A 21,031-nucleotide genomic window follows, 5' to 3' on the forward strand; every position below is an offset into this window, starting at 1 on the left:
CCATCCGAGAGTTCGAATCTCTCCTCCTCCGCCACATTTTACAGGCCAGCACGCAGTGCTGGCCTGTTTCGTTTCTGCTCTCTCTGTAACTTCTTCCTGTCTGAAAAAAGCGTGCCACTCTCTGTGACGCGTGGCTGCGCATTCATCTCTCCGGTGCATCTCTGCTATAGTCCACTCACCGTTTTTGCAAACATCTGGCGCTTTTCTGAGGCGAGCTGAGTTACACTGTTGATTACATCGCTCTGAGGCGAGCTAATCGGTTGATAGCCAGAGTGTTTCTTTACTGAATGAATGGAATAGGCACAATGATCAAGAAACTGAGTCTTTGCGCATTGTCAGTGCTCGCTGCATTGCCGGTCGGAACGGTAGCATTTGCTGCTGAGGGTGATATGCAGCTGCAACAGGTGCTGATGTTAAGTCGTCACAATCTGCGTGCACCGCTGGCTGATAATGGCAGCGTGCTGGCGCAGTCGACCAAAAAAAGCTGGCCGCAGTGGGATGTTCCCGGCGGACAGCTGACCACGAAAGGTGGTGTGCTGGAAGTCTACATGGGTAACTACACCCGTCAGTGGCTGGCACAGCAGGGCCTGGTGAAGAACGGCAGCTGTCCTGACAGCAATAACGTCTTTGTTTACGCCAACAGCCTGCAGCGCACTGTGGCCACCGCCCAGTTCTTTGTTAATGGCGCCTTCCCGGGCTGTGACGTCGCTGTTTCTCATCAGGATGAAATGGGCTCCATGGATCCTATCTTCAATCCGGTTATTACAGATGGCAGTGAAGCATTCAATAAGAAAGCGCTGGCTGAGATGGCCGCTGCGAATGAAAAACTGTCGCTGAAGCCTGCCTTCCAGCGCCTGGAAAAGATTGTTGACTACAAAGCATCGCCTGCCTGCAACAATAAAAAGCAGTGCGATCTCAGCAGTGGTCAGAACACCTTCAGCGCTGAAAATGGTAAAGAACCGAATGTCAGTGGCCCGCTGAAAACGGGGAATTCCCTGATGGATGCGTTCACGCTGCAATATTACGAAGGTTTCCCGCTGGATCAGGTTGCATGGGGTCAGATCAAAACGCCTGAGCAGTGGAAAGAGCTGTCAGCGATTAAAAATGGTTACCAGGATGCGCTGTTTACCAGCCCGGACATTTCCCGTGAAGTGGCGGCACCGCTGGTGGACTACATCCGCAGTCAGTTAGTGGACCAGGACAAAGCCAACGCGCCAAAAATTACGCTGATGGTAGGCCATGACTCAAACATCGCCTCGCTGCTGAGCGCGTTGCAGGTTAAGCCTTATGAACTGCCTGATACGTTCGAAAAAACGCCGATTGGCGGTCAGGTTGTTTTCGAACGCTGGCATGATGCGAAAAATGATAAAGACCTGCTCAAAGTTGAGTATGTCTATCAGAGCGCCGATCAGCTGCGCAACGCAGACGTGCTGAGCCTGAAGAACCCACCGAAGCGCGTTACGCTGCAGCTGGCGGGTTGTGAGACCGATGCAAACGGCTATTGCAGCTGGGATCAGTTCTCTCAGGTGCTGAATGCTGCGCTGCAGGGCACGCCAATGCAGCCAGCGGCGGCACCACAACCGGCAGCCCAGTCTGACGACGACAGTGCGAAAGCCGCAGCGACCAATGACGCTGCTGCTGATAAGGCTGAAGCGGATAAAGCGACCGCGGCGAAAGAGAAGGCTGACGCCGATAAAGCTGCCGCTGAGAAGTCTGAAGCCGATAAAGCCGCCGCTGAAAAAGCAAAAGCGGACAAGGCAGCAGCCGATAAAGCAGCAGCCGAGAAGGCAAAAGCGGACAAGGCAGCAGCCGATAAAGACGCCGCTGAGAAGGCAAAAGCGGACAAGGCAGCAGCGGATAAAGCCGCCGCTGAGAAAGCGAAAGTGGACAACGCGGCAGCGAAATCAGCCAGTGCCGATAAAGGTGCGGCTGACCAGGCTAACGCCTCGAACACGCCTGCAACAGCGCACAACGACGAATCAAAGTCAGCGGCTGTGGCAACACAGTAATCGTGCTTTCCGGCTGATAATAAAAAACCCCGTCGAGACGGGGTTTTTTTATGGCTGCAAGGCGATTAACCGGCCACGACCACCAGTTTCTGGTTAGCAAACTCTTTGATGCCCAGATCAGACAGCTCACGGCCATAACCTGAACGTTTCACGCCACCAAAGGGCAGCTCCGCTGAGGTGTCGCTCTGAGAGTTGATAAACACCATGCCGGTTTCAATGGCAGAGGCCAGTTTACGACCGCGTGCAATATCGCGTGTCCAGACCGAGCCGCCCAGACCATAGTGAGAGTCGTTCGCCAGCGCCACAGCCGCCTGATCGTCACCTATGACATAAACCTGCGCGACCGGACCGAAGAACTCCTGATAATAGGCGGGATTATCCGGGGTAATGCCAGTGAGAATGGTTGGCTGATAGTAGCAACCTGCACCGTCAACGGCTTTGCCGCCCGTAACCAGTTTTGCGCCATTGGCGACGGCTTCGTCTACCTGTTTCACCAGGCGATCACGCGCGTCAGCGGAGGAGAGCGGGCCAAGCGTGGTCTTTTCATCCAGCGGATCGCCCAGCGTAGCGGAACTCAGCGCGGCGCTGAACTGGCTGATAAAGCGATCGGCAATCTTCTCATGCAGAATAAAACGTTTTGCGGCGGTACAGACCTGTCCGCAGTTGCTGAGGCGAGCCTGCACGCCCTGACGTACCGCTTCATCAAGATCGGCATCATCCAGCACCACAAACACGTCATTGCCACCCAGCTCCAGCGTCGATTTCTTAAGATGCTTACCGGCCTGCTCAGCCACGGCGCTGCCCGCGCGCTCGGAACCAGTCAGGGCGACACCCTGTACGCGGTCGTCAGCAATCAGATCGGCGACCTGATCGGTGGAGATGAACAGGTTAGTCCAGGCCCCTTCAGGCGCACCCGCTTCACGAACCAGCTTCTCAAAGACATCGGCACAGTGCGGCACGATATTGGCATGTTTTGCCAGCACCGGGTTACCCAGCGCCAGGTTAGGTGCCAGCACGCGCATCAGCTGATAGTAAGGGAAGTTCCACGGCTCGACGGCGACTAAAACGCCAATCGGGTGATACTCAACCCAGGCTTCGCCCAGATCGCTGGGATAGGACTGCGGCTGCAGAATACGTTCCGCATTCTCTGCGTAGTAGCGGGCAATCTGCGAGCAGATTTTCACTTCTCCGCGGCTCTGACCAATCAGTTTACCCATCTCTTTACTGGCGATGGTGGCCAGTTCTTCCGCGCGGCTATCAATCAGGTCAGCCAGTTTTTTCAGTACCTGCAGACGCGGCTGAATATCACCTTTGCTCCATGAAGAATGGAAAAGGCGATCGGCCACTTCGAGGGCATGGCTGACGGCGGCTTCATCGTGTGACGGCCAGCTTTTCAGCAACTGGTTGTTTGCGGGATTAATGCTTTGATAGGAAGACATAGCGTACTCCTTGGTGAGCTAAAAATTGAGGGCGGGAAAGTCCCGCCCCTGAATCAGACGTTCTTACGTTCTACGGGCTTATCATCCCAGGTCAGGAGATCTTTATCGGTTTTTTCAAAGGCGCGAATCAGCACGTCATCACTGCCTTGCTGACGCCAGATCTCTTCTGCCAGTTTTTCATCGTAGTCAGCCACTTCGAAAATGGCCTCGGCAATTTCAGGGGAGGTATGACGCAGACTTGCCCATTCGCCAACGTGATGTGCTTTCGATTGTTCAGTAGACATACTTTTCTCCTTTGATTAAATCAGTCCTGCAGTTTGACGGTCAGTCCGGCAACATGTTCGCCCTGAAAACGGGCGATATTCAGTTCCGCTTCGGTAGGCTGACGCGAACCATCGCCGCCCGCCAGGGTGGTGGCTCCATAAGGCGTTCCACCGCGAACCTGTGAAATATCGAACAACTCTTTGGTTCCGTAGCCGATTGGCACAATCACCATGCCGTGATGCGCCAGGGTGGTCCAGACAGACGTGATGGTCTGTTCCTGACCGCCGCCGGTGCCGGTTGAGGTAAAGACGCTGGCAACCTTGCCAAACAGCGCGCCTGACGCCCAGAGTCCGCCGGTGCGATCCCAGAATGTCCGCATCTGTCCGGCCATGTTGCCGAAGCGGGTCGGGGTACCGACGATAATCGCGTCATAGTGCGGCAGTACCTCAGGCGTGGCTTCTGCTGCCTGCTGATCGGTTTTGCCACCCACCTGGGCAAAGCGATCGGCCTCCATCGTTTCTGGTACCCGCAGGATATCCACTTCCGCGCCGGGAACCCGACGAGCGCCTTCTGCAACCGCGTTCGCCATTGTTTCAATATGTCCGTACATCGAGTAGTAGAGCACCAGAATCTTAGCCATTGATCTCTCCAGATGGTTTTGACGTCCAGAAAAAGTATAGAAGAGCTTTCATTTTACGCAGGCGATGCCGAAGCCGGAACGGAGGAGTCGGGCAATAAATCAGCAGCTAATCGGTTGTAAGTCGGCAGAGTGTTCGTTGTTTAGCCAAATTTCTGGTGATTACTCTGTTGCTAAATGTGACTGGCGGACGAGTGAAAGGATAATCTGGCTATTATTTAAACATGGGCTGAGCTCGCGTTTCGGGCCGTCAGCCCTCTGTTTTTAATTCTTAATTATCGCACTACGCGACAGGAGCAAATCATGACAACACATCGTGGGGGTTCTGGAAATTTTGCTGAAAACCGTGAACGTGCCGCAGAAGCGGGACGTAAAGGGGGGAAAAACAGCGGCGGTAATTTTAAAAACGATCCGCAGCGCGCCGCGCGTGCCGGGGAGAAAGGGGGACGCAGCAGTCCTAAAAAACCGGACGCATAACCCCACACTGCCGCCGGTTGAGACCGGCGGTTAACGTCGTTGCTTTTCCCCCTCGCTCTCCCCACAATATTGTCCGGACACATCATCAGGTGAATTATGTCGGACACACTCCGCGGTTTAACCCTGCGCCTGACGCGGCAGGAGCTGGTATTACTTTTCATCACCATGATCTGGGGCGGCACCTTTCTGGTGGTGCATCGTGCGATGCAGCACTCCGGCCCGTTCTTCTTTGTCGGCCTGCGTTTTGCCACCGCCGCGCTGCTGCTGGCGCTCTTTTTCCGCCGCTATCTGGCAGGCATGACCTGGCTGGAGGTGAAAGCGGGCGCGCTGATTGGCCTGTCGATCGCCGGGGGCTATGGTCTTCAGACGTGGGGAATGCAGACCATTTCCAGCAGTCAGTCCGCCTTTCTCACCGCGCTCTATGTCCCTGTCGTGCCGTTGCTGCAATGGCTGTTTCTGCGCCGTCCGCCGGGATTGATGTCGTGGCTGGGGATTGTACTGGCGTTTACCGGCCTGCTGCTGGTGGCCGGGCCGCAGGATGGTCGCATCACTCTGAATGCAGGTGAAATAGCGACGCTGATCAGTACCCTGGCGATCGCCGCCGAGATCATCTTAATCAGCCGCTATGCCGGTAAGGTCGATGTGCGCCGTGTGACCCTGATCCAGCTGGCGGTGGCATCGCTGTGCGCCTTTGGTCTGATGATCCCCAATGGGGAAACGGTGCCTGCCATCTCAACGCCGCTGCTGCTCAGCGCGCTGGGGCTGGGTGCAGCCAGCGCCCTGATTCAGGTCACCATGAACTGGGCGCAACGCAGCGTTTCGCCAACCCGCGCTACGGTGATTTATGCCGGGGAACCGGTCTGGGCCGGCGTCGTGGGGCGTATTGCGGGTGAGCGCCTGCCTGCGCTGGCGTTGCTGGGCGGCGCGCTGATCGTCTGCGGGGTGATCGTCAGTGAGCTGCGGCTGAAACGAAAAAAAGCGGTGCAGCCTGCTGCCACACCGCTGGAGTAGGTCGTTAACCCTGCTGTCGCGCCAGTGGCTTGTCCTGCTTTGCCGCACTGCGTCGGCGCAGAATCGCATTGAGGATAATCGCGCCAAAGGTGGCGGTACCGATACCCCCCAGCGTGAAAGAACCGATTTTCAGCGCGAAATCACCGGCACCGAGCACCAGTGTGGTCGCCACCATGATCAGGTTACTGTTCTGGCCTAAATCAACATGGTTCTGTACCCAGATGCGGGCACCCGCTACCGCAATCAGCCCGAACACCACAATGGATGCGCCGCCAATCACCGGGGCCGGAATAGTGTGGATCAGCGCACCAAACTTCGGCGAGAAACCGGCGAGGATGGCGATGACCGCCGCGGCGACAAATGCCAGCGTAGAATAGACTTTGGTCACCGCCATCACCCCGATATTTTCGGCATAGGTGGTGACGCCACTGCCGCCGATCGAGCCGGAGAGCATGGTGGCCAGGCCATCGCCAACAAAAGCGCGTCCCATGTAAGGATCGAGATTGCGTCCGGTCATACCCGCCACCGCTTTCAGATGCCCGAGGTTTTCAGCCACCAGAATGATCGCCACCGGGGCGATAAGCACCATCGCCTGCAGATCAAAGGTGGGTGCAGTGGTGTGCGGCAGACCAAACCAGGCAGCCTGTGACAGCATCGTAAAATCGACCGGCTTACCCAGCCCCAGACCGTTGGTCAGCAGCGCATAGATCGCCCAGGCCAGAATCAGGCCGACCAGAATCAGCAGTCGCTGAATCATCCCGTGGGTAAATACCGCTACCAGACCAATGCAGAGTACGGTCATCACCGCAACCCAGCTGTCGAACGACGAGGCGGAGACGCTGTGAACCGCAATCGGGGCCAGATTCAGCCCGATAGCCATTACCACTGCACCGGTCACGACCGGCGGCATCAGATTTTCAATCCAGCGCGTGCCGGACTTCATCACCACCAGACCAATCAGCGTGTAGAGCAGGCCGCAGGCTATCACGCCGCCCAGCGCCACGCTGAGATTGGGATTCAGCCCCTGACCGCTGAAGCCGGTTACCGCAATGACCACGCCGACAAAGGCAGCGCTCGACCCGAGATAACTGGGCACACGACCGCCGGTGATAAAGAAGAACAGCAGCGTGCCTATACCCGAGACCAGAATGGCCAGATTGGGATCCAGCCCCATCAGCAGGGGCATCAGCACCGTTGCGCCAAACATCGCCACCGCATGCTGTAAACCCAGCACCAGCGTCTGCCCCAGAGGCAGGGTCTCATCCGGGGCGATAATACCGTTTTCTGTTAATGCCGACTTCTTTTGCCATTGCGGAAACCAGGATCGTGCCATCGTCTACTCCAGAGCGTTATGAATGCCGGTGGGATTCAGGGAAGCGTTAACAGGCATCCTGCCGCAACAGGGGATGGTATCCCCGGTCAAACCACGCCAGACCGTGGGTGTCATCATTGCGCACTAACCCCACGACTTCGCAGAACAGCGTGTCATGCGTACCGACGCTGACAATCTGAGTAATGCGGCAGTCAAAGGACGCGACGGCGCCGCTCAGCACCGGCGAGCCGGTCACGGCCGTTGACCACTCAGCGGCAATAAAACGATCAGCCATTGGCGTTTTGCCGCCGAACAGATTGGAGAGCGTTTCATGGCCCGCCGCCAGCGTATTGACGCAGAGCTGCATGTTTTCGCGGAACACCGGGTAAACCGAGGCAGAGCGGTTAAGGCAGACCAGCAGCGTCGGCGGCGAATCCGTGACGCTGCACACCGCCGAGGCCGTAAAGCCTGCGCGTCCGGCCGGGCCTTCAGTGGTGATGATGTTGACCGCAGCACCCAGCCGCGACATCGCATTACGAAACTCAGTTTTCTCAACGGCAGGGGTAAGGGTATCCAGGCTCATCGTGTTCTCCGCGAAAAGGTTATCCGACGACGCGCTGCAGCGGCTGCACGTCATCAGTCTGATCCAGCCACTGCAGCAGCAGGGCATTAAAGTTTTCGGGGGCGGTGACGCTCATGGCGTGGCCGCCCCAGGCCATCATCTGTTCAGTCGCATTGGGCAGGGCCGCGGCCAGCTCAGTTGAGCAGCTCCACGGCACCAGCAGATCGTCCTGGCTGGCGATCACCAGTACCGGTTGTGGAATGGCAGCAGCCCGCGCGCTGAAGTCGGCGCTCATCAGGGCGTGCAGCCGGCGCATCAGATTTTCCATCCCCTGAAAATGTGCGACGTGATAGCTATCTTCCTGATCCAGCCGCGTCTGATGCTGCGCCATCCACTCCGCAGGATAGAGAAACAGCGGCTGAGCGCGGACAAATGCCTCGACGCCGACGTTGAGCAGCAGGTCCTGGCGTACCTGAAAGCAGCGACGGGTATGGGGATGCAGCGTCAGCCAGCCATTGATCACCGCGATCCGTTCGATCCGATCCGGATAATCCAGCGCCAACTGCATCCCCATCAGACCGCCCAGCGCGTGACCGATCAGGCTGAAACGCAGGATGCCGTGCTGCGCCAGCGCGGCGGCCAGTTCTGACGCCATCATCGCCATGCTGTAGCCTTCCGGCAGGCTGTCAGCGCTGCGACCGGTGCCGCGCTGGTCATAGATCACCACCCGATAGCGTGCCGTTAGCGCGGCCAGCTGCGGCTGCCAGAAACCTGCCACGCCGCCCAGACCGGATGAGAGCACCAGTGTCGGTGCATCGGGATTTTGCAGACCCAGAATATCCAGCTGCATCAGACCTCCGCTTTGCCGATGTGCGCCACGCTGGCGATCTCAATCAGCGCATCAGGCTTGACCAGACCGCACTGAATACAGAAGCGCGCCGGTTTTTCGCCGGGAAAGTACTCGGCATAAACCTGATTCACCGCGGCGTAGTTCGACCAGTCGGTGATAAAAATCGAATTAAACGTCACATCGGTCATGCTGCCACCGGCGGTCTCGATCACCTTTTTAATGGTTTCCAGCACGTGGCGGGTCTGCGCTGCGGCATCACCCACATGCACCACGTTGTTGTCAGCATCAAACGGCAGCGTACCCGAGACATAGACCACGCCATCCGCCAGCGTGCCGGGAACGAACGGGGCGATGGGGGTGGAGGTGCCTGGCGGAACAATAATACTTTTCGGCATAGCGTCGTCCTTATCGTGGATTAGCGGGCATTCAGGCTTTCGCAGAAGGTATCGACATCCGATACCCAGCCAAAAAAGGTTTCGATATTGAACAGGGCAGCCTGCTGAGCAAAGGGCGGGCCGGCCTGATAAGTGGCGTCTTCCAGCACCACGCCGAAGTACTCCAGAAAGAAGCCGTCGCGCAGCGTCGATTCAACGCAGACGTTGGTGGCGATGCCGGTAAACATCAGATGACGGATCCCGCGGCTGCGCAGCATGCTGTCGAGCGGGGTGTTATAGAAGCCGCTGTAACGTGATTTCGGCAGCACGATGTCACCGGGTTGTGGCACCAGTTCATCGACCAGCGCGTAATCCCAGCCGCCTTTCGACAGCAGCGACCCCTGCAGTTCAGGCCGTTTACGCATGGTTTTCAGGGCATTCGATTTGTGGAAATTGGGGGAACCGGCGTCGCCCGCTTCTACATAGTCACTGTCCCAGCCGTTCTGGAACCAGATGATCTGGACACCTGCCGCACGGGCTGCCGTCACCGCCTGATGGATTTTCGCAATCACCGGCTTGGTGGCGGAAACATCGAAGCCCGCCAGATCGAGATAGCCGCCTTCAGTGGCGTAGGCGTTCTGCATATCCACGACAATCAGCGCGGTCTGGCCAGGCGGAAAGGCGATCGGCTCTGGCCGCGCCGGCAGTTCAACCTGGGGAACATCCGGCGTGTGAGCACAATAAACGGTAGCCATCATGCCACCTCCTGCTGTGCGTCGAGCAGGGCGCTGCGACAGGCCATCAGCGGCTGAATGTGCTGCCCGAAGTTCTCGATACCCTGCAGGAAGTCATCAAACGTCAGCAGCACGCCGTGGGTGCCTTCGACCTGCGCAACCTCATCCAGCATCCGCGCCACGCTGGCATACGACCCCACCAGGGTGCCCATATTGATATTGACTGCCGAGGTCGGATCCGCCATCTGGCGCACATTGGTGTCGCTGCCCGATTTGGTGTCCTGCTGACTCTGAGTGGTGAGCCAGGAGAGCGCCTCTTCATCCGCACCGGCTTTGTAGTGTTCCCACTTCGCCCGCGCTTCTTCGTCCGTTTCAGCAGCGATGATCATAAACAGCACATAGGAGCCGACATCGCGGCCCGCTTTTTCAGCGGCCTGCTTCATGCGAATCGAGGTAGAGCTGAACGCGGCAGGCGTGTTAACACCTTTACCAAAGCAGAAGTTGTAATCGGCGTGCTGAGCAGAGAAGGCCATACCGGCATCGCTCTGTCCGGCGCAGATCACCTTCATCGGGCGCTGCGGCTGCGGACTCACCCGGCAGTCGTTCATGGTGAAGAACTCACCTTTAAAGTCCGATTTTCCGGTGCCCCACAGGTCGCGCAGCACGGTAACGTATTCGGTCAGATAAGCGTAGCGGCTGCTGAAGTACTCATCGCCAGGCCACATTCCCATCTGTTCATATTCCGGCTTCTGCCAGCCGGTCACCAGGTTGACGCCAAAGCGACCGCCTGAAATGGAATCGATGGTGGAGGCCATGCGCGCCACAATCGCCGGAGGCAGCGTCAGGGTGGCGGCGGTGGCGTAGATCTCAATGCGTGATGTCACGGCGGCCAGGCCTGCCATCAGGGTGAACGACTCGAGATTATGATCCCAGAACTCGGTTTTTCCGCCGAAGCCGCGCAGTTTGATCATCGAGAGCGCAAAATCGAAATGGTAATGCTCTGCTTTCAGCACGATCGCTTTGTTCAGTTCAAAAGTCGGCATGTACTGCGGCGCATTGGACGAAATCAGCCAGCCATTGTTACCAATCGGAATAAAGACGCCTATCTTCATGTGAAACCTCGTTGCGATGGGGGAAAGGTGTTTCACGCGCTGCACTGCATCCTGCATCGTCCGTGTGGGCCGCGCTCAGTCACAATTCTGCAAACTGTGTGCCACTTTTTTTATTCTTTTAGATAACAATGAGTTAAAATTAACCCGAAAGAGGTAAGTGGAGTAACTGGTCCATTTCAGACCGTCTGGTCAAAATTCGCTGCACGTTTTCCATGCAGGCTGAGCAAAAAAGGTGCAGGGCGCGGATTGGGCAGCGATGAATCCCTTTGCTATGATGCGCTGACACCAGAAGGATGAGGTAAACGTGTGAATACCGATGAAAAAAAGCCAACGCGACGTTCGCGTGCGGTCGCAGCGAAGCGGGCCGCCATACTGGAAGCGGCATTAACCTTCTTCTCACAGTTTGGCATTCACGGCACCAGCCTCGATAAGGTGGCCGAACTGGCCGATGTCTCTAAAACCAATCTGCTCTACTATTTTCCCTCTAAAGAAGTGCTCTATGTGGCCGTGCTTAAGCAGATTCTGGATGTCTGGCTGGCACCGTTGCGCGCGCTGGCGCACGATCAGGATCCACTGGTCGCGATTCGGCGCTACATCCGGCTGAAGCTGGAAGTGTCGCGCGATCATCCTCAGGCTTCCCGGCTCTTCTGTCTGGAGATGCTGCAGGGTGCTCCGCTTCTGAAAGGGGAGCTGGCAGGCGATCTTAAGCAGCTGGTGGATGACAAAGCGGCAATTATTGAACGCTGGATTGATGAAGGACGACTGGCGGGCGTACAGCCGCAGCATCTGATCTTTATGCTGTGGGCCACCACGCAGCATTACGCCGATTTTGCCACTCAGGTTGAGGCCGTTACCGGCCAGACGCTCAGCGATCCGGCGTTTTTCGATCAGGCTGTTGATAACGTGCAGCGCATGATCATCGAAGGGATTCGCGTACGCTAATTCAGGATACATCCACGGTTCAGGTACGGAGTTAATCAATGGATTCTGTTTCGCAACTGGTGCTGGGTGCCTCAGTCAGTGTCGCAGTGATGGGACGTCGGGTGCCGGTCTGGCAGGCCGCGCTGGTGGGCGGCGTCTGCGGCACCTTACCCGATCTCGATGTCTTTCTTGATCATGGCGATGCGATACGCAACATGACCCTGCATCGCACGGAAACGCATGCGCTGCTCTGGCTCACGCTGCTCTCGCCACTGATTGCATGGCTGGTGGCGGGTCTGTTTCGCCAGCGGGTGAAGTGGGCAGCATGGTGGCCTGCCATCTGGCTGGCGCTGATTACCCATCCGCTGCTCGATTTGATGACGGTGTATGGCACCCAGCTTGGCCTGCCGATCACCGATTATCCTTATGCCATCGGCAGTATCTACATCGTCGATCCACTCTATACCCTGCCGCTGCTGGCAGGCCTGGGCGTCGCGCTCTGGCGGCGCAGTGATAAAGGGCTGCGCGGAAACCGGCTCGGGCTGATGCTGAGTACCCTTTATCTGGTCTGGAGTGTGGTGATTCAGGGCGTCGCAGGCTGGCAGATCAGAGCGTCGCTGGCGGAGCAGGGTATTCCGGTCAATAAAGTACTGGTGACGCCCACGGCCTTTAATACGCTGGTATGGCGCAGCGTGATTATGACGCCGGATCGCTATGGCGAAGTTTACTGGTCGCTGTTGTCGCCCTCACGGCCACTGCAGGTGGCGTGGTACCCGCGTCATCCTGAACTGTTCGACGCCTTTCGGGGCAGCTGGTATGCAGAACGTGTCGCCTGGTTCAGCCACGGCTTCTACGCGCTGCGGGAGCAGGACGGGCAGACGACGATTGCCGACCTGCGCATGGGCGAAGGCGATAAGTATACCTTCACCTTTGGTCTGGGCACGCCTCAGCAGCCCGATCCCCGGCCGCAGCGCTTACCTAATGAACGCCCCTCTTTATCCGCCATTTTCTCTGCGCTGGGCGATCGCCTGTAAAAAAAAGCCCGGTCATCTGACCGGGCTTTGTTCATGATATTACCGATTAGCGGCTACGACGATTACGCAGCATCCAGCCGACACCCAGCAGGGCAAACCAGAGTGGCGTAACCATCAGCGCCTGGCGCGTATCTTCCTGCAGCGTCAGCAGCACCAGCACAAATGCGAAGAATGCCATGCAGACCCAGCACATGAATTTGCCCAGCGGCATCTTAAATGCCGACTCCGCATGGCGCTGCGGATGCTTTTTACGGTAGGCCAGATAGCTGCACAGAATGATGGTCCAGACGAACATAAACAGAATGGCCGAGACGGTGGTCACCAGCGTGAAGACCTTCATTACATCCGGGATCAGGTAGATCAACGCCACACCAATCAGCAGGCACAGGCAGGAGAAAAACAGGCCGGTAGTCGGCACCGCACGGGCAGAGAGTCGGCCAAAGGCGCGGCTGGCCACACCCTGCTGCGACAGGCCATAGAGCATACGGCTGGTGGAGAAGATGCCGCTGTTGGCTGAGGAGGCGGCAGAAGTCAGCACCACAAAGTTAACGATACTCGCAGCCGCAGGCAGACCAATCAGAACGAACATCTCAACAAACGGACTGCGATCGGCCATCACCTGGGTCCAGGGCGTTACCGCCATAATCACCATCAGCGCCAGCACGTAAAACATAATGACCCGCAACGGAATCGCATTAATTGCGCGCGGTAAAACTTTATGCGGATTGTGGGTTTCAGCCGCTGCCGTGCCCACCAGTTCAATGCCGACAAAGGCAAACACCGCAATCTGGAAGCCGGCAAAGAAGCCGCTGAGGCCTTTCGGGAACATGCCGCCGTGATCCCAGATGTTGCTGAGTGACGCTGTGCCGCCGCCCGGTGAGGGGTAGTGAATCGATACCAGCACAATCCCGGTTACGATCAGTGCCACAATGGCGACGATTTTAATGATCGCAAACCAGAACTCCATCTCGCCAAACAGCTTGACGGTGGCAATATTGAGCGCCAGAAAAACCACCACGCAAAGCAGGGCGCTCATCCAGATCGAGAAGCCCGGAAACCAGAGCTGGAAATAGGCGCTGATTGCCACCACGTCGGCAATGCCGGTTACCACCCAACAGAACCAGTAGGTCCAGCCGGTAAAGTAGCCCGCCCACGGGCCAAGCAGATCAGCGGCAAAATCGCTAAAGGATTTGTACTCAAGGTTGGAGAGCAGCAGCTCCCCCATGGCGCGCATCACAAAGAACAGCATAAAACCGATGATCATATAGACAAAAATGATCGAGGGGCCAGCCAGGCTGATGGTTTTACCTGAGCCCATAAACAGGCCGGTACCGATAGCGCCACCAATGGCGATCAGCTGGATGTGACGATTGTGCAGATTGCGCTGGAGTTTATCGGGCGTCTCGTGGGTGCTTGCGGTTTCTTTAGATTGATCAACCATAGAATTGTCTTTCCTGTCGTGATGTTGTGTTCAGCTCTGCTGGCTGTTAGTCAAGGCGTCTGCCTGAGGGCAAGTCGGCATAAGATAGAGGAAGAGAGCCGGAATCGGGTAACGCTTTTTTACCAATTGTGATGCCTGCCATCCCGGAAGCGGCAATAAAGCGCGATTTTGTTCAAACCTTCGTCAGCCTGGGTAATTATTCATCACGTTATGTCAGTCAGGCGGCGTGAAGGGCGATGGGCTTCTACACTTTTTGTTTGCTAATCATCATGCTGCGAGAGGGACTATGCGCACGCTTATCCTGTTTTTGCTATTGCTTGCGCTGGGATGGGTCAGCTTACCCTGGCTTAAGCAGCATCTGCCGCCGCAGTTTAATCCCTTTACGCCACTCTCTGTTACCGATCCGCCGGGCTGGATGACGCAGATTAAGATGAAAAGGCTGGCCAGCGATCCTGACGCATGTCTGGCGGTGATGCGCCGCGCTCAACAGGCGGGCTGGGTCAGCTTCAGCGAGCGTCCGGACGTCACGGGTCACTGTCCGCTCAGTCATCCGCTGCGGGTTCAGAAATTTGGCCCGGTCAGCCTCAGCAGCAGCTTTCTGGCCAGCTGTCCTATGGCCGTCGCCAGCACCATGTATGCTCTGCGCAGTCGTGAACAGACCGCCAGAGAGATGCATAGTCCACTGGTACGAATTACGCATGTCGGCAGTTACGCCTGCCGTAATATTTATCATCGTGCCCAGGGGCGGCTCAGTGAACATGCCACCGCCGATGCCTGGGATGTGACAGGCTTTCAGCTGGCTGATGGTCAGCGGCTTGAGGTCAGTCGTCACTGGCAACAGCCGGAAGAAAAAGCGGCAATGCTTCATACGCTGTGGCGTGGCGGCTGTGAGGTATTCGGCAATGCGCTGGGGCCGGACTATAACGCCGCTCACGCCTCACATTTTCATCTGGGTATGCGAGGTGCAGGCTACTGCCGATAAATCATCAGACAGGATTAATACCGTGTTTGATTAAGAAATGTTCTTATGGTGCCAGTAAAACCCATCCAGTTATCATTGCTGAACCTGATCCCTTACTGAAATAGTCTGACAACAGGTCAGGATGCTCCTAAAAAAACCGATTTCAGGGCCATTTGTAAGAATAAAACGATGCCTGCGGGATAAAACTCTTGCGCAAATTCTCAGCGTCATTTGCTCAGCGCCTGCTGGCGGCATGATGAAATTATTTCATGATTGCGCTGGCAGAAATAAGGGAAAGGTATCGCATAAATAAAAAAGTGCGTGATTAAGAAAAGAACGGATTTTACCTGCAAATTTATTTTCAGATGATTTAGTTGCGTGACTATCGGTAAAGTGATTTAACTGATTAAAATAGAGTCAGTGCTGAGCATTACGCCGTAAATAGTGATCTCCGCCACGTATTGCGGTCAGACAGCAGATTAAGTAAAGGTGACTATTACGGACGTGCTGTCCTGGGTCAGGTACCCGCAGTCAGATAAGTGGATAAACCACAGCAGGATATGAATCGACTGGCACAGAGCACGGTCGGGCAGGGGAGAGCAGAAAAGGTTTATTAAACAGCACATCGTTACGCTTACAGGGCTGCCACTGAAAACCGGGACAGGTCTTTCACCGGCAAGCGCGTGGCGCGGGCAGCATGCCGGTTAGCTGCCTCAACAGACGCCACAGGGGCTGCGGGGTCGTCTGACGAAACCGGTCCTGATGCTGCAAAGAGAGAGCCGGGCTTATTTCCTGATAAAAATATGTCAGAAATTTGTCATTGCCGCTTCGCTTATAACGGAGTAATTAACGCCTTGTTTACTCGTTATTTACCCAACAATCAGCATCGCGATTCAATATTTTCAGCAGACTTTTCAAGTCCGAGAAAAAATTGCACTGGAGGTCAGGGATTGAAATCCTATCAGAAAAATCTTATTCTTCTGGGGTGATTGAAATTGCTGTGATCGGCCTCACCTTGTAAAGGCAGGAACACTTTTTCACTCCGCTCCAACGGTGAAAGGTTAAATGCGCTGTAGATCGGGACGGGTTCGTCCTGAACGATAAATTAGTTTTCTTCTGCAAATTTATTTTATCCGATGAATCTGAATGAATATTACCGGAAGGGCGAGTGAAATTAACGCTGAGGCAATATGAGTACTGAAAATTATTTCGCCTGGCGAGCTGAGGCGAAAGAACAATTTCAGGCATTAACGGTTTCTTCTGAATTGAAGCCGTTATTGCAACAATTTATTGAATCATTAGGCTTCGATTATTTTGCCTTTTTGATTCAGCACCCGGTGCCTTTTACCCGACCGCGTATTCATTTACATAGCACCTATCCCAAACTATGGGTTAAACGCTATGAGAAGCAGAATTATTACGCTGTCGATCCGGTGCTCAGGTTGTGTCAGCGACCGGGCAGAGGCATGGCGTGGACGGAGGAACTGTTCGCTGACGCCGGCAATTTGTGGCGTGAGGCGAGAGAATATGGGCTGCAGAGCGGATTTTCTTGCTCTGCAATGGCACCAAATCGCGTCATTGGTATATTATCTATATCGTCGCAACAGCCCATTTCTGTCCAGCTCTGCCATGCTGAGCTGGAGGTGAAACTACACCTTTTAGCGGAACTAAGTCTGGATACGCTGGAACGCTTTAGCGATGATGCAATGATGGTACTAAAAAAAGAGTTTAGTCAGCGCGAGCTGGAAATTTTGAAATGGACAGCCGAAGGAAAAACGGCGGTCGAAATTTCACTTATTTTATCCATCTCTGAACATACCGTTAACTTTCACCAAAAAAATATGCAAAAGCGTTTCAATGTTTCCAATAAAACGCAGATTGCCTGCTATGCAGCGGCAATCGGACTGATCTGAACTTAAAGGAATGGCTACATTTAGCTGTTCCTTTGCACAGGTCTGTTGTCTATTCTGCGCCGGGACTTTGCCAGGCTGGCGCAAAGAAATCATTGCAAACATGGGGATGTCAGAGGCGCATGATGAAAATAGTGCAAACGCAATTAAAGGATATGCCATCCTCTTTGCTTGCCGAACTCGGCAGCTACCGATACAGCGTCTTTGCGCGCGGCGAAGGGTGGTCAATTCCGCCACGTCTGAGCACGCCAGGACAGGAATATGATCGCTACGATCGTTCAGATGTCACCTGGCTGATCGCATGGAATGCGCGGGAGGGCATCAGCGGCTGTGCGCGTCTGATGCCCTGGTTCGAACCTGAACTGAGTGAAGGCATCGTACTGCCTTTCAGCCATGAGAAAGTGTGGGAAATGTCGCGCTTCTCGGCACGGCTGGATGTGGACGCTGAACTGCCACTGAATATTCTCTGGCACGCCGTGCAGCTGGCAGAATTGAACGGTATGGAATACATCATCAGTTCGGCAACGCCGATGCTGGAGAAGATGTTTGAAGAGCATCAGGTGGTGTATGAGCCGCTGACGCCGGGACTTATTCTGTCAGAAGATAATCTGTTTGCGATCCGTATTCCGGTGGTTCAGCCAGCGCTGGCTGAAAAGTATCGGGGAACGCGGCGCTTTAGTCCGGAAGAGGTGCTGCCTACGCTGGGCGTTTCGGTTAACTGGCAGGCGCACAGTTAATTAATTTGCCCCCGCGGCTGTGGGGGCAAGCAAGCTTACTGACGGTAGGCTGTTTTGATCTGCTTAATGGTATTGCTGAATACTTCCGCCTGAGGCTTGTCGCCCAGCGTCTGTACATAGCGTTCCATGTTGATAATCACTTTGCCGGCATCAGCCTGGCCCATACCTTTCAGGATCAGGGTGATCATCATCTTCAGACCCGCGATTTCATCCGCTAATTTCCGGGCTTCCTGCGAAGTTGCAAAATCTTCATCGCTCATGCGTTTCTCCTTGGTGAATGACAATGTGTCGGCAATCTGTCCGAACAGCAGTGCGTGAGTATATCACAGGGTCAGTAAGTTGCTGGAGCAGCCGGTTCGCTTCGCTATAAACAGCTGGTTTGTCCAGTACAACTAATCAATCGCTGAAAGTAATTACAGGTGTTGCCGGGCCAGATATCACAAGGGCCTGCAGCGATAAGGCACAGCAAAGTCTGGTGTTAATACCATGAAATAGTAAGAGTTTAAGGATTATTCAGTACGCCTGTCGGTTGTAAGAAATCTCTGTTATTGCTGGCTGCACGGGGCTGGAAATCGTTATGCGAAGCGTCGACTGTTTTGCTTTGTTGATGTGCTTTTGAGGTAAAAGCGGGTATGATTATCGCCTGTATTCGTTAATTGATTCCTCTTTTTTTAGCCTCTGGAGTTTCCCCGTTGATCAGTGTGCTTCTTGTTGATGACCATGAACTTGTCCGTGCCGGAATCCGTCGCATCCTTGAGGATGTCAAAGGTCTGGCCGTGGTCGGAGAGGTCAACTGTGGCGAGGATGCCGCTAAGTGGTGCCGTGCCAATCAGGTTGATGTGATCCTCATGGATATGAACATGCCGGGCATCGGTGGACTGGAGGCGACGCGCAAAATCGTGCGTTACAATCCCGATATCAAAATCATCATGCTGACCATTCACACGGAAAATCCGCTGCCTGCGAAAGTGATGCAGGCGGGGGCTGCAGGCTACCTCAGTAAAGGGGCTGCGCCGCAGGAGGTGATCAATGCGATTCGCTCGGTCAATGCCGGACAGCGCTACATCGCTTCAGATATCGCTCAGCAGATGGCGCTGAGCCAGATTGAGCCACAAAAAGCGGAATCCCCCTTCAGCTGTTTGTCGGAAAGGGAATTGCAGATTATGCTGATGATCACCCGTGGACAAAAGGTGACGGAAATTTCCGAGCAGTTAAATCTCAGTCCTAAAACCGTTAACAGTTACCGCTACAGGATGTTCAGCAAGCTGAATATCAGTGGCGATGTAGAGTTAACGCATCTGGCCATTCGACATGGCCTCTATAATGCGGAGCCGTTAATCAGTAGTGAATGACGTTTTTGATTCCAAAGCCTTTCTGAGTACGGTAACCAGCAAGCCCGGTGTTTACCGCATGTATGACGCCTCAGGCACCGTCATCTATGTGGGCAAAGCCAAAGACCTGAAGAAGCGTCTGACCAGCTACTTCCGCACTCAGGTCGGCAGCCGCAAAACCGAAGCGCTGGTTAGTAATATCCAGCACATCGATGTCACCGTAACCCACACCGAAACCGAAGCGCTGCTGCTTGAGCATAACTACATCAAGCTCTACCAGCCGCGCTACAACGTGCTGCTGCGCGACGATAAATCTTACCCCTACATCTTTCTTAGCAGCGATACCCATCCGCGACTGGCGATGCACCGTGGTGCAAAGCATGCCAAAGGCGAATACTTTGGCCCGTTCCCCAACGGCTATGCGGTGCGTGAAACGCTGGGGCTGCTGCAAAAAGTTTTCCCTATCCGCCAGTGCGAAAACAGCGTCTACCGCAATCGCTCCCGGCCCTGTCTGCAATATCAGATTGGTCGCTGTCTGGGTCCCTGTGTCGCGGGACTGGTCAGTGAGGAGGAGTATGCACAGCAGACCGATTACGTGCGCTTGTTCCTGGCGGGTAAAGACGATCAGGTTCTTAACCAGCTGGTCAAACGGATGGAAGAGGCGAGCACGGGCCTGCGCTTTGAAGAGGCGGCACGCCTGCGCGATCAGATTCAGGCTGTGCGACGGATCACCGAAAAGCAGTTTGTCTCGAATCAGGGTGATGACCTTGATGTGATGGGTGTGGCTTATGAAGCGGGCATGGCCTGTCTCCACGTGCTGTTTATCCGTCAGGGCAAAGTGTTAGGCAGCCGCAGCTACTTCCCGAAAGTGCCCGTCGATACCGATCTGGCTGAGGTCGTTCAGACCTTTGTCGGGCAGTTCTACCTGCAGGGCAGCGAGGCACGTACGCTGCCTGGCGATATTTTGCTGGACTTCACCTTGCCAGAGCGTGAACTGCTGGCTGAGTCGCTCAGTGAGCTGGCCGGACGTCGGGTGAGTATTCAGAGCAAGCCGCGCGGGGATCGCGCCCGTTATCTCAAACTGGCGCGCACCAACGCCGCGACGGCGTTAACCACGCGTCTGTCACAGCACTCCACAATTCATCAGCGGCTGATGGCGCTGGCGGAGTTTCTTGAGCTGGACAAAATTAAACGCATGGAGTGTTTCGATATCAGTCATACCATGGGTGAGCAGACCATCGCCTCCTGCGTAGTGTTCGACCAGAATGGTCCGCTGCGTGCCGATTATCGTCGCTACAACATCAGCGGCATTACGCCGGGTGATGACTACGCCGCCATGAATCAGGTGTTACGCCGCCGTTATGGTAAAGCCATAGAAGAAGATAAGATTCCGGATGTGATTCTGATCGATGGCGGTAAAGGCCAGCTGTCTCAGGCGAAGCAGGTCTTCGCGGAACTGGATGTGCCCTGGGACAAAAGCCGGCCGATTTTACTCGGCGTAGCGAAAGGCAGCGATCGTAAAGCCGGACTGGAAACGCTGTTCTTTGAAGCGGAAGGTGAGGGCGTTTCGCTGCCACCCGATGCACCCGCGCTGCATGTGATCCAGCATATTCGTGATGACGCTCACAATCATGCCATTTCAGGCCACCGTAAAAAACGGGCCAAAGTAAAGAACACCAGCGCACTGGAAAGCATCGAAGGGGTGGGGCCGAAACGGCGTCAGCAACTGCTTAAGTACATGGGGGGCCTGCAACCGCTGATGAACGCGTCGGTGGAGGAGATCGCCAATGTACCCGGTATCTCACATGCTCTGGCAGAAAAAATATACTACTCGTTGAAACACTAGCATTGAAACGGGGGGGGCAATGTAGGAACATAGGCTAAATTCTACCTATATCCAGACAGTTACCGGCAT

The 21,031-nt window shown here is 55.3% G+C and carries 21 protein-coding genes and 1 tRNA gene (1 of these 22 running past the window's edge); 11 read left to right on the forward strand and 11 right to left on the reverse strand.

The annotated features are described in order from the left end of the window. Positions 1-34: transfer RNA gene (locus ACK13D_RS10320), tRNA-Ser, on the forward strand; it begins 154 nt to the left of the window's first position. 271 nt (positions 35-305) lie between these two features. Then, positions 306-2,009, forward strand: coding sequence for a bifunctional glucose-1-phosphatase/inositol phosphatase (gene agp, locus ACK13D_RS10325; RefSeq protein WP_418796292.1), 1,704 nt, complete (start codon positions 306-308; stop codon positions 2,007-2,009). A gap of 65 nt (positions 2,010-2,074) precedes the next feature. On the opposite strand, the gene ACK13D_RS10330 is transcribed toward agp, so the two are convergent. From ACK13D_RS10330 to wrbA, 3 genes are read right to left on the reverse strand one after another with little or no spacing between them, the layout of a single operon-like run. Continuing rightward, the gene (locus ACK13D_RS10330) at positions 2,075-3,448 is read right to left on the reverse strand and encodes an NAD-dependent succinate-semialdehyde dehydrogenase (RefSeq protein WP_050680307.1); all 1,374 of its coding nucleotides are present in this window, start codon (positions 3,446-3,448) and stop codon (positions 2,075-2,077) included. Positions 3,449-3,501: 53 nt separating this feature from the next. After that, complete coding sequence (locus tag ACK13D_RS10335; protein ID WP_010246639.1) at positions 3,502-3,732, reverse strand: YccJ family protein; 231 nt, start codon at positions 3,730-3,732, stop codon at positions 3,502-3,504. A 20-nt stretch (positions 3,733-3,752) separates the two neighbouring features. Next, complete coding sequence (wrbA, locus tag ACK13D_RS10340; protein WP_022625914.1) at positions 3,753-4,352, reverse strand: NAD(P)H:quinone oxidoreductase; 600 nt, start codon at positions 4,350-4,352, stop codon at positions 3,753-3,755. A 300-nt stretch (positions 4,353-4,652) separates the two neighbouring features. Here wrbA and ACK13D_RS10345 point away from each other — a divergent pair, with 300 nt between their 5' ends. Together ACK13D_RS10345 and ACK13D_RS10350 are read left to right on the forward strand one after the other, a co-directional pair. Further along, positions 4,653-4,826, forward strand: coding sequence for a con-10 family general stress protein (locus ACK13D_RS10345; protein WP_010246636.1), 174 nt, complete (start codon positions 4,653-4,655; stop codon positions 4,824-4,826). 96 nt (positions 4,827-4,922) lie between these two features. Beyond that, a complete protein-coding gene (locus tag ACK13D_RS10350; protein WP_010669796.1) occupies positions 4,923-5,837 on the forward strand; it encodes a DMT family transporter in 915 nt (304 codons plus the stop codon). A 4-nt stretch (positions 5,838-5,841) separates the two neighbouring features. Here the strand turns inward: ACK13D_RS10350 and rutG are convergent, their stop codons facing one another. From rutG to rutA, 6 genes are read right to left on the reverse strand one after another with little or no spacing between them, the layout of a single operon-like run. Beyond that, positions 5,842-7,170 carry a pyrimidine utilization transport protein G gene (rutG, locus tag ACK13D_RS10355; protein WP_033779456.1) on the reverse strand — a complete coding sequence of 443 codons (1,329 nt, stop codon included), beginning with the start codon at positions 7,168-7,170 and terminating at the stop codon, positions 5,842-5,844. 46 nt (positions 7,171-7,216) lie between these two features. Then, positions 7,217-7,732, reverse strand: coding sequence for an NADH-dependent FMN reductase RutF (gene rutF, locus ACK13D_RS10360; RefSeq protein WP_029518970.1), 516 nt, complete (start codon positions 7,730-7,732; stop codon positions 7,217-7,219). 19 nt (positions 7,733-7,751) lie between these two features. After that, entirely contained in the window at positions 7,752-8,561 is an 810-nt protein-coding gene (gene rutD / locus ACK13D_RS10365; RefSeq protein WP_346549771.1) for a pyrimidine utilization protein D, read from the reverse strand. Next, entirely contained in the window at positions 8,561-8,956 is a 396-nt protein-coding gene (gene rutC / locus ACK13D_RS10370) for a pyrimidine utilization protein C (RefSeq protein WP_022625912.1), read from the reverse strand. The genes rutD and rutC overlap by 1 nt, the downstream gene beginning before the upstream one ends. Before the next feature lie 20 nt (positions 8,957-8,976). After that, entirely contained in the window at positions 8,977-9,690 is a 714-nt protein-coding gene (gene rutB / locus ACK13D_RS10375; protein WP_010246624.1) for a pyrimidine utilization protein B, read from the reverse strand. After that, complete coding sequence (rutA, locus tag ACK13D_RS10380; protein ID WP_010669800.1) at positions 9,690-10,781, reverse strand: pyrimidine utilization protein A; 1,092 nt, start codon at positions 10,779-10,781, stop codon at positions 9,690-9,692. Before rutA ends, rutB begins: the two co-directional genes overlap by 1 nt. Before the next feature lie 306 nt (positions 10,782-11,087). Here rutA and rutR point away from each other — a divergent pair, with 306 nt between their 5' ends. Both rutR and ACK13D_RS10390 read left to right on the forward strand, forming a co-directional pair. After that, positions 11,088-11,723: an HTH-type transcriptional regulator RutR gene (rutR, locus tag ACK13D_RS10385; RefSeq protein WP_003849991.1), complete on the forward strand. Its 636-nt coding sequence runs from the start codon at positions 11,088-11,090 to the stop codon at positions 11,721-11,723. 38 nt (positions 11,724-11,761) lie between these two features. Next, positions 11,762-12,736: a metal-dependent hydrolase gene (locus ACK13D_RS10390; protein ID WP_418796297.1), complete on the forward strand. Its 975-nt coding sequence runs from the start codon at positions 11,762-11,764 to the stop codon at positions 12,734-12,736. A 46-nt stretch (positions 12,737-12,782) separates the two neighbouring features. On the opposite strand, the gene cycA is transcribed toward ACK13D_RS10390, so the two are convergent. Further along, positions 12,783-14,177: a D-serine/D-alanine/glycine transporter gene (cycA, locus tag ACK13D_RS10395; protein ID WP_022625909.1), complete on the reverse strand. Its 1,395-nt coding sequence runs from the start codon at positions 14,175-14,177 to the stop codon at positions 12,783-12,785. Between the two features lie 286 nt (positions 14,178-14,463). Here cycA and ACK13D_RS10400 point away from each other — a divergent pair, with 286 nt between their 5' ends. The 3 genes from ACK13D_RS10400 (at position 14,464) to ACK13D_RS10410 (ending at position 17,785) form a co-directional block, all read left to right on the forward strand. Then, on the forward strand, positions 14,464-15,159 hold the full coding sequence (locus ACK13D_RS10400) for an extensin-like domain-containing protein (protein WP_010669801.1): 696 nt from the start codon (positions 14,464-14,466) through the stop codon (positions 15,157-15,159). Positions 15,160-16,328: 1,169 nt separating this feature from the next. Then, positions 16,329-17,051, forward strand: a complete 723-nt coding sequence (sdiA, locus tag ACK13D_RS10405; protein ID WP_022625907.1) for a transcriptional regulator SdiA — start codon at positions 16,329-16,331, stop codon at positions 17,049-17,051. A 122-nt stretch (positions 17,052-17,173) separates the two neighbouring features. Then, a complete protein-coding gene (locus tag ACK13D_RS10410; protein ID WP_029518973.1) occupies positions 17,174-17,785 on the forward strand; it encodes an acyl-homoserine-lactone synthase in 612 nt (203 codons plus the stop codon). Positions 17,786-17,820: 35 nt separating this feature from the next. Here ACK13D_RS10410 and ACK13D_RS10415 read toward each other — a convergent pair whose 3' ends face one another. Further along, on the reverse strand, positions 17,821-18,045 hold the full coding sequence (locus ACK13D_RS10415; protein WP_003849983.1) for a DUF2594 family protein: 225 nt from the start codon (positions 18,043-18,045) through the stop codon (positions 17,821-17,823). A 432-nt stretch (positions 18,046-18,477) separates the two neighbouring features. On the opposite strand from ACK13D_RS10415, the gene uvrY reads away from it, so the two are divergent. Then, entirely contained in the window at positions 18,478-19,137 is a 660-nt protein-coding gene (gene uvrY / locus ACK13D_RS10420; RefSeq protein ID WP_010246608.1) for a UvrY/SirA/GacA family response regulator transcription factor, read from the forward strand. Next, a complete protein-coding gene (gene uvrC / locus ACK13D_RS10425; RefSeq protein ID WP_010246606.1) occupies positions 19,130-20,962 on the forward strand; it encodes an excinuclease ABC subunit UvrC in 1,833 nt (610 codons plus the stop codon). Before uvrY ends, uvrC begins: the two co-directional genes overlap by 8 nt. The last annotated feature ends 69 nt before the right edge of the window (positions 20,963-21,031 follow it).

The sequence above is a fragment of the Pantoea sp. K16 genome (assembly GCF_048452805.1).
Taxonomy (GTDB): domain Bacteria; phylum Pseudomonadota; class Gammaproteobacteria; order Enterobacterales; family Enterobacteriaceae; genus Pantoea; species Pantoea agglomerans.

Coding starts and splice junctions, on each gene's coding strand:
- ACK13D_RS10400 (WP_010669801.1), top strand. CDS start 14,464: ATGCGCACGCTTATCCTGTTTTTGCTATTGCTTGCGCTGGGATGGGTC.
- rutF (WP_029518970.1), bottom strand. CDS start 7,732: ATGAGCCTGGATACCCTTACCCCTGCCGTTGAGAAAACTGAGTTTCGT.
- rutA (WP_010669800.1), bottom strand. CDS start 10,781: ATGAAGATAGGCGTCTTTATTCCGATTGGTAACAATGGCTGGCTGATT.
- rutD (WP_346549771.1), bottom strand. CDS start 8,561: ATGCAGCTGGATATTCTGGGTCTGCAAAATCCCGATGCACCGACACTG.
- agp (WP_418796292.1), top strand. CDS start 306: ATGATCAAGAAACTGAGTCTTTGCGCATTGTCAGTGCTCGCTGCATTG.
- ACK13D_RS10410 (WP_029518973.1), top strand. CDS start 17,174: ATGAAAATAGTGCAAACGCAATTAAAGGATATGCCATCCTCTTTGCTT.
- ACK13D_RS10335 (WP_010246639.1), bottom strand. CDS start 3,732: ATGTCTACTGAACAATCGAAAGCACATCACGTTGGCGAATGGGCAAGT.
- rutC (WP_022625912.1), bottom strand. CDS start 8,956: ATGCCGAAAAGTATTATTGTTCCGCCAGGCACCTCCACCCCCATCGCC.
- ACK13D_RS10350 (WP_010669796.1), top strand. CDS start 4,923: ATGTCGGACACACTCCGCGGTTTAACCCTGCGCCTGACGCGGCAGGAG.
- sdiA (WP_022625907.1), top strand. CDS start 16,329: ATGAGTACTGAAAATTATTTCGCCTGGCGAGCTGAGGCGAAAGAACAA.
- rutB (WP_010246624.1), bottom strand. CDS start 9,690: ATGGCTACCGTTTATTGTGCTCACACGCCGGATGTTCCCCAGGTTGAA.
- rutG (WP_033779456.1), bottom strand. CDS start 7,170: ATGGCACGATCCTGGTTTCCGCAATGGCAAAAGAAGTCGGCATTAACA.
- cycA (WP_022625909.1), bottom strand. CDS start 14,177: ATGGTTGATCAATCTAAAGAAACCGCAAGCACCCACGAGACGCCCGAT.
- ACK13D_RS10330 (WP_050680307.1), bottom strand. CDS start 3,448: ATGTCTTCCTATCAAAGCATTAATCCCGCAAACAACCAGTTGCTGAAA.
- ACK13D_RS10415 (WP_003849983.1), bottom strand. CDS start 18,045: ATGAGCGATGAAGATTTTGCAACTTCGCAGGAAGCCCGGAAATTAGCG.
- ACK13D_RS10390 (WP_418796297.1), top strand. CDS start 11,762: ATGGATTCTGTTTCGCAACTGGTGCTGGGTGCCTCAGTCAGTGTCGCA.
- wrbA (WP_022625914.1), bottom strand. CDS start 4,352: ATGGCTAAGATTCTGGTGCTCTACTACTCGATGTACGGACATATTGAA.
- ACK13D_RS10345 (WP_010246636.1), top strand. CDS start 4,653: ATGACAACACATCGTGGGGGTTCTGGAAATTTTGCTGAAAACCGTGAA.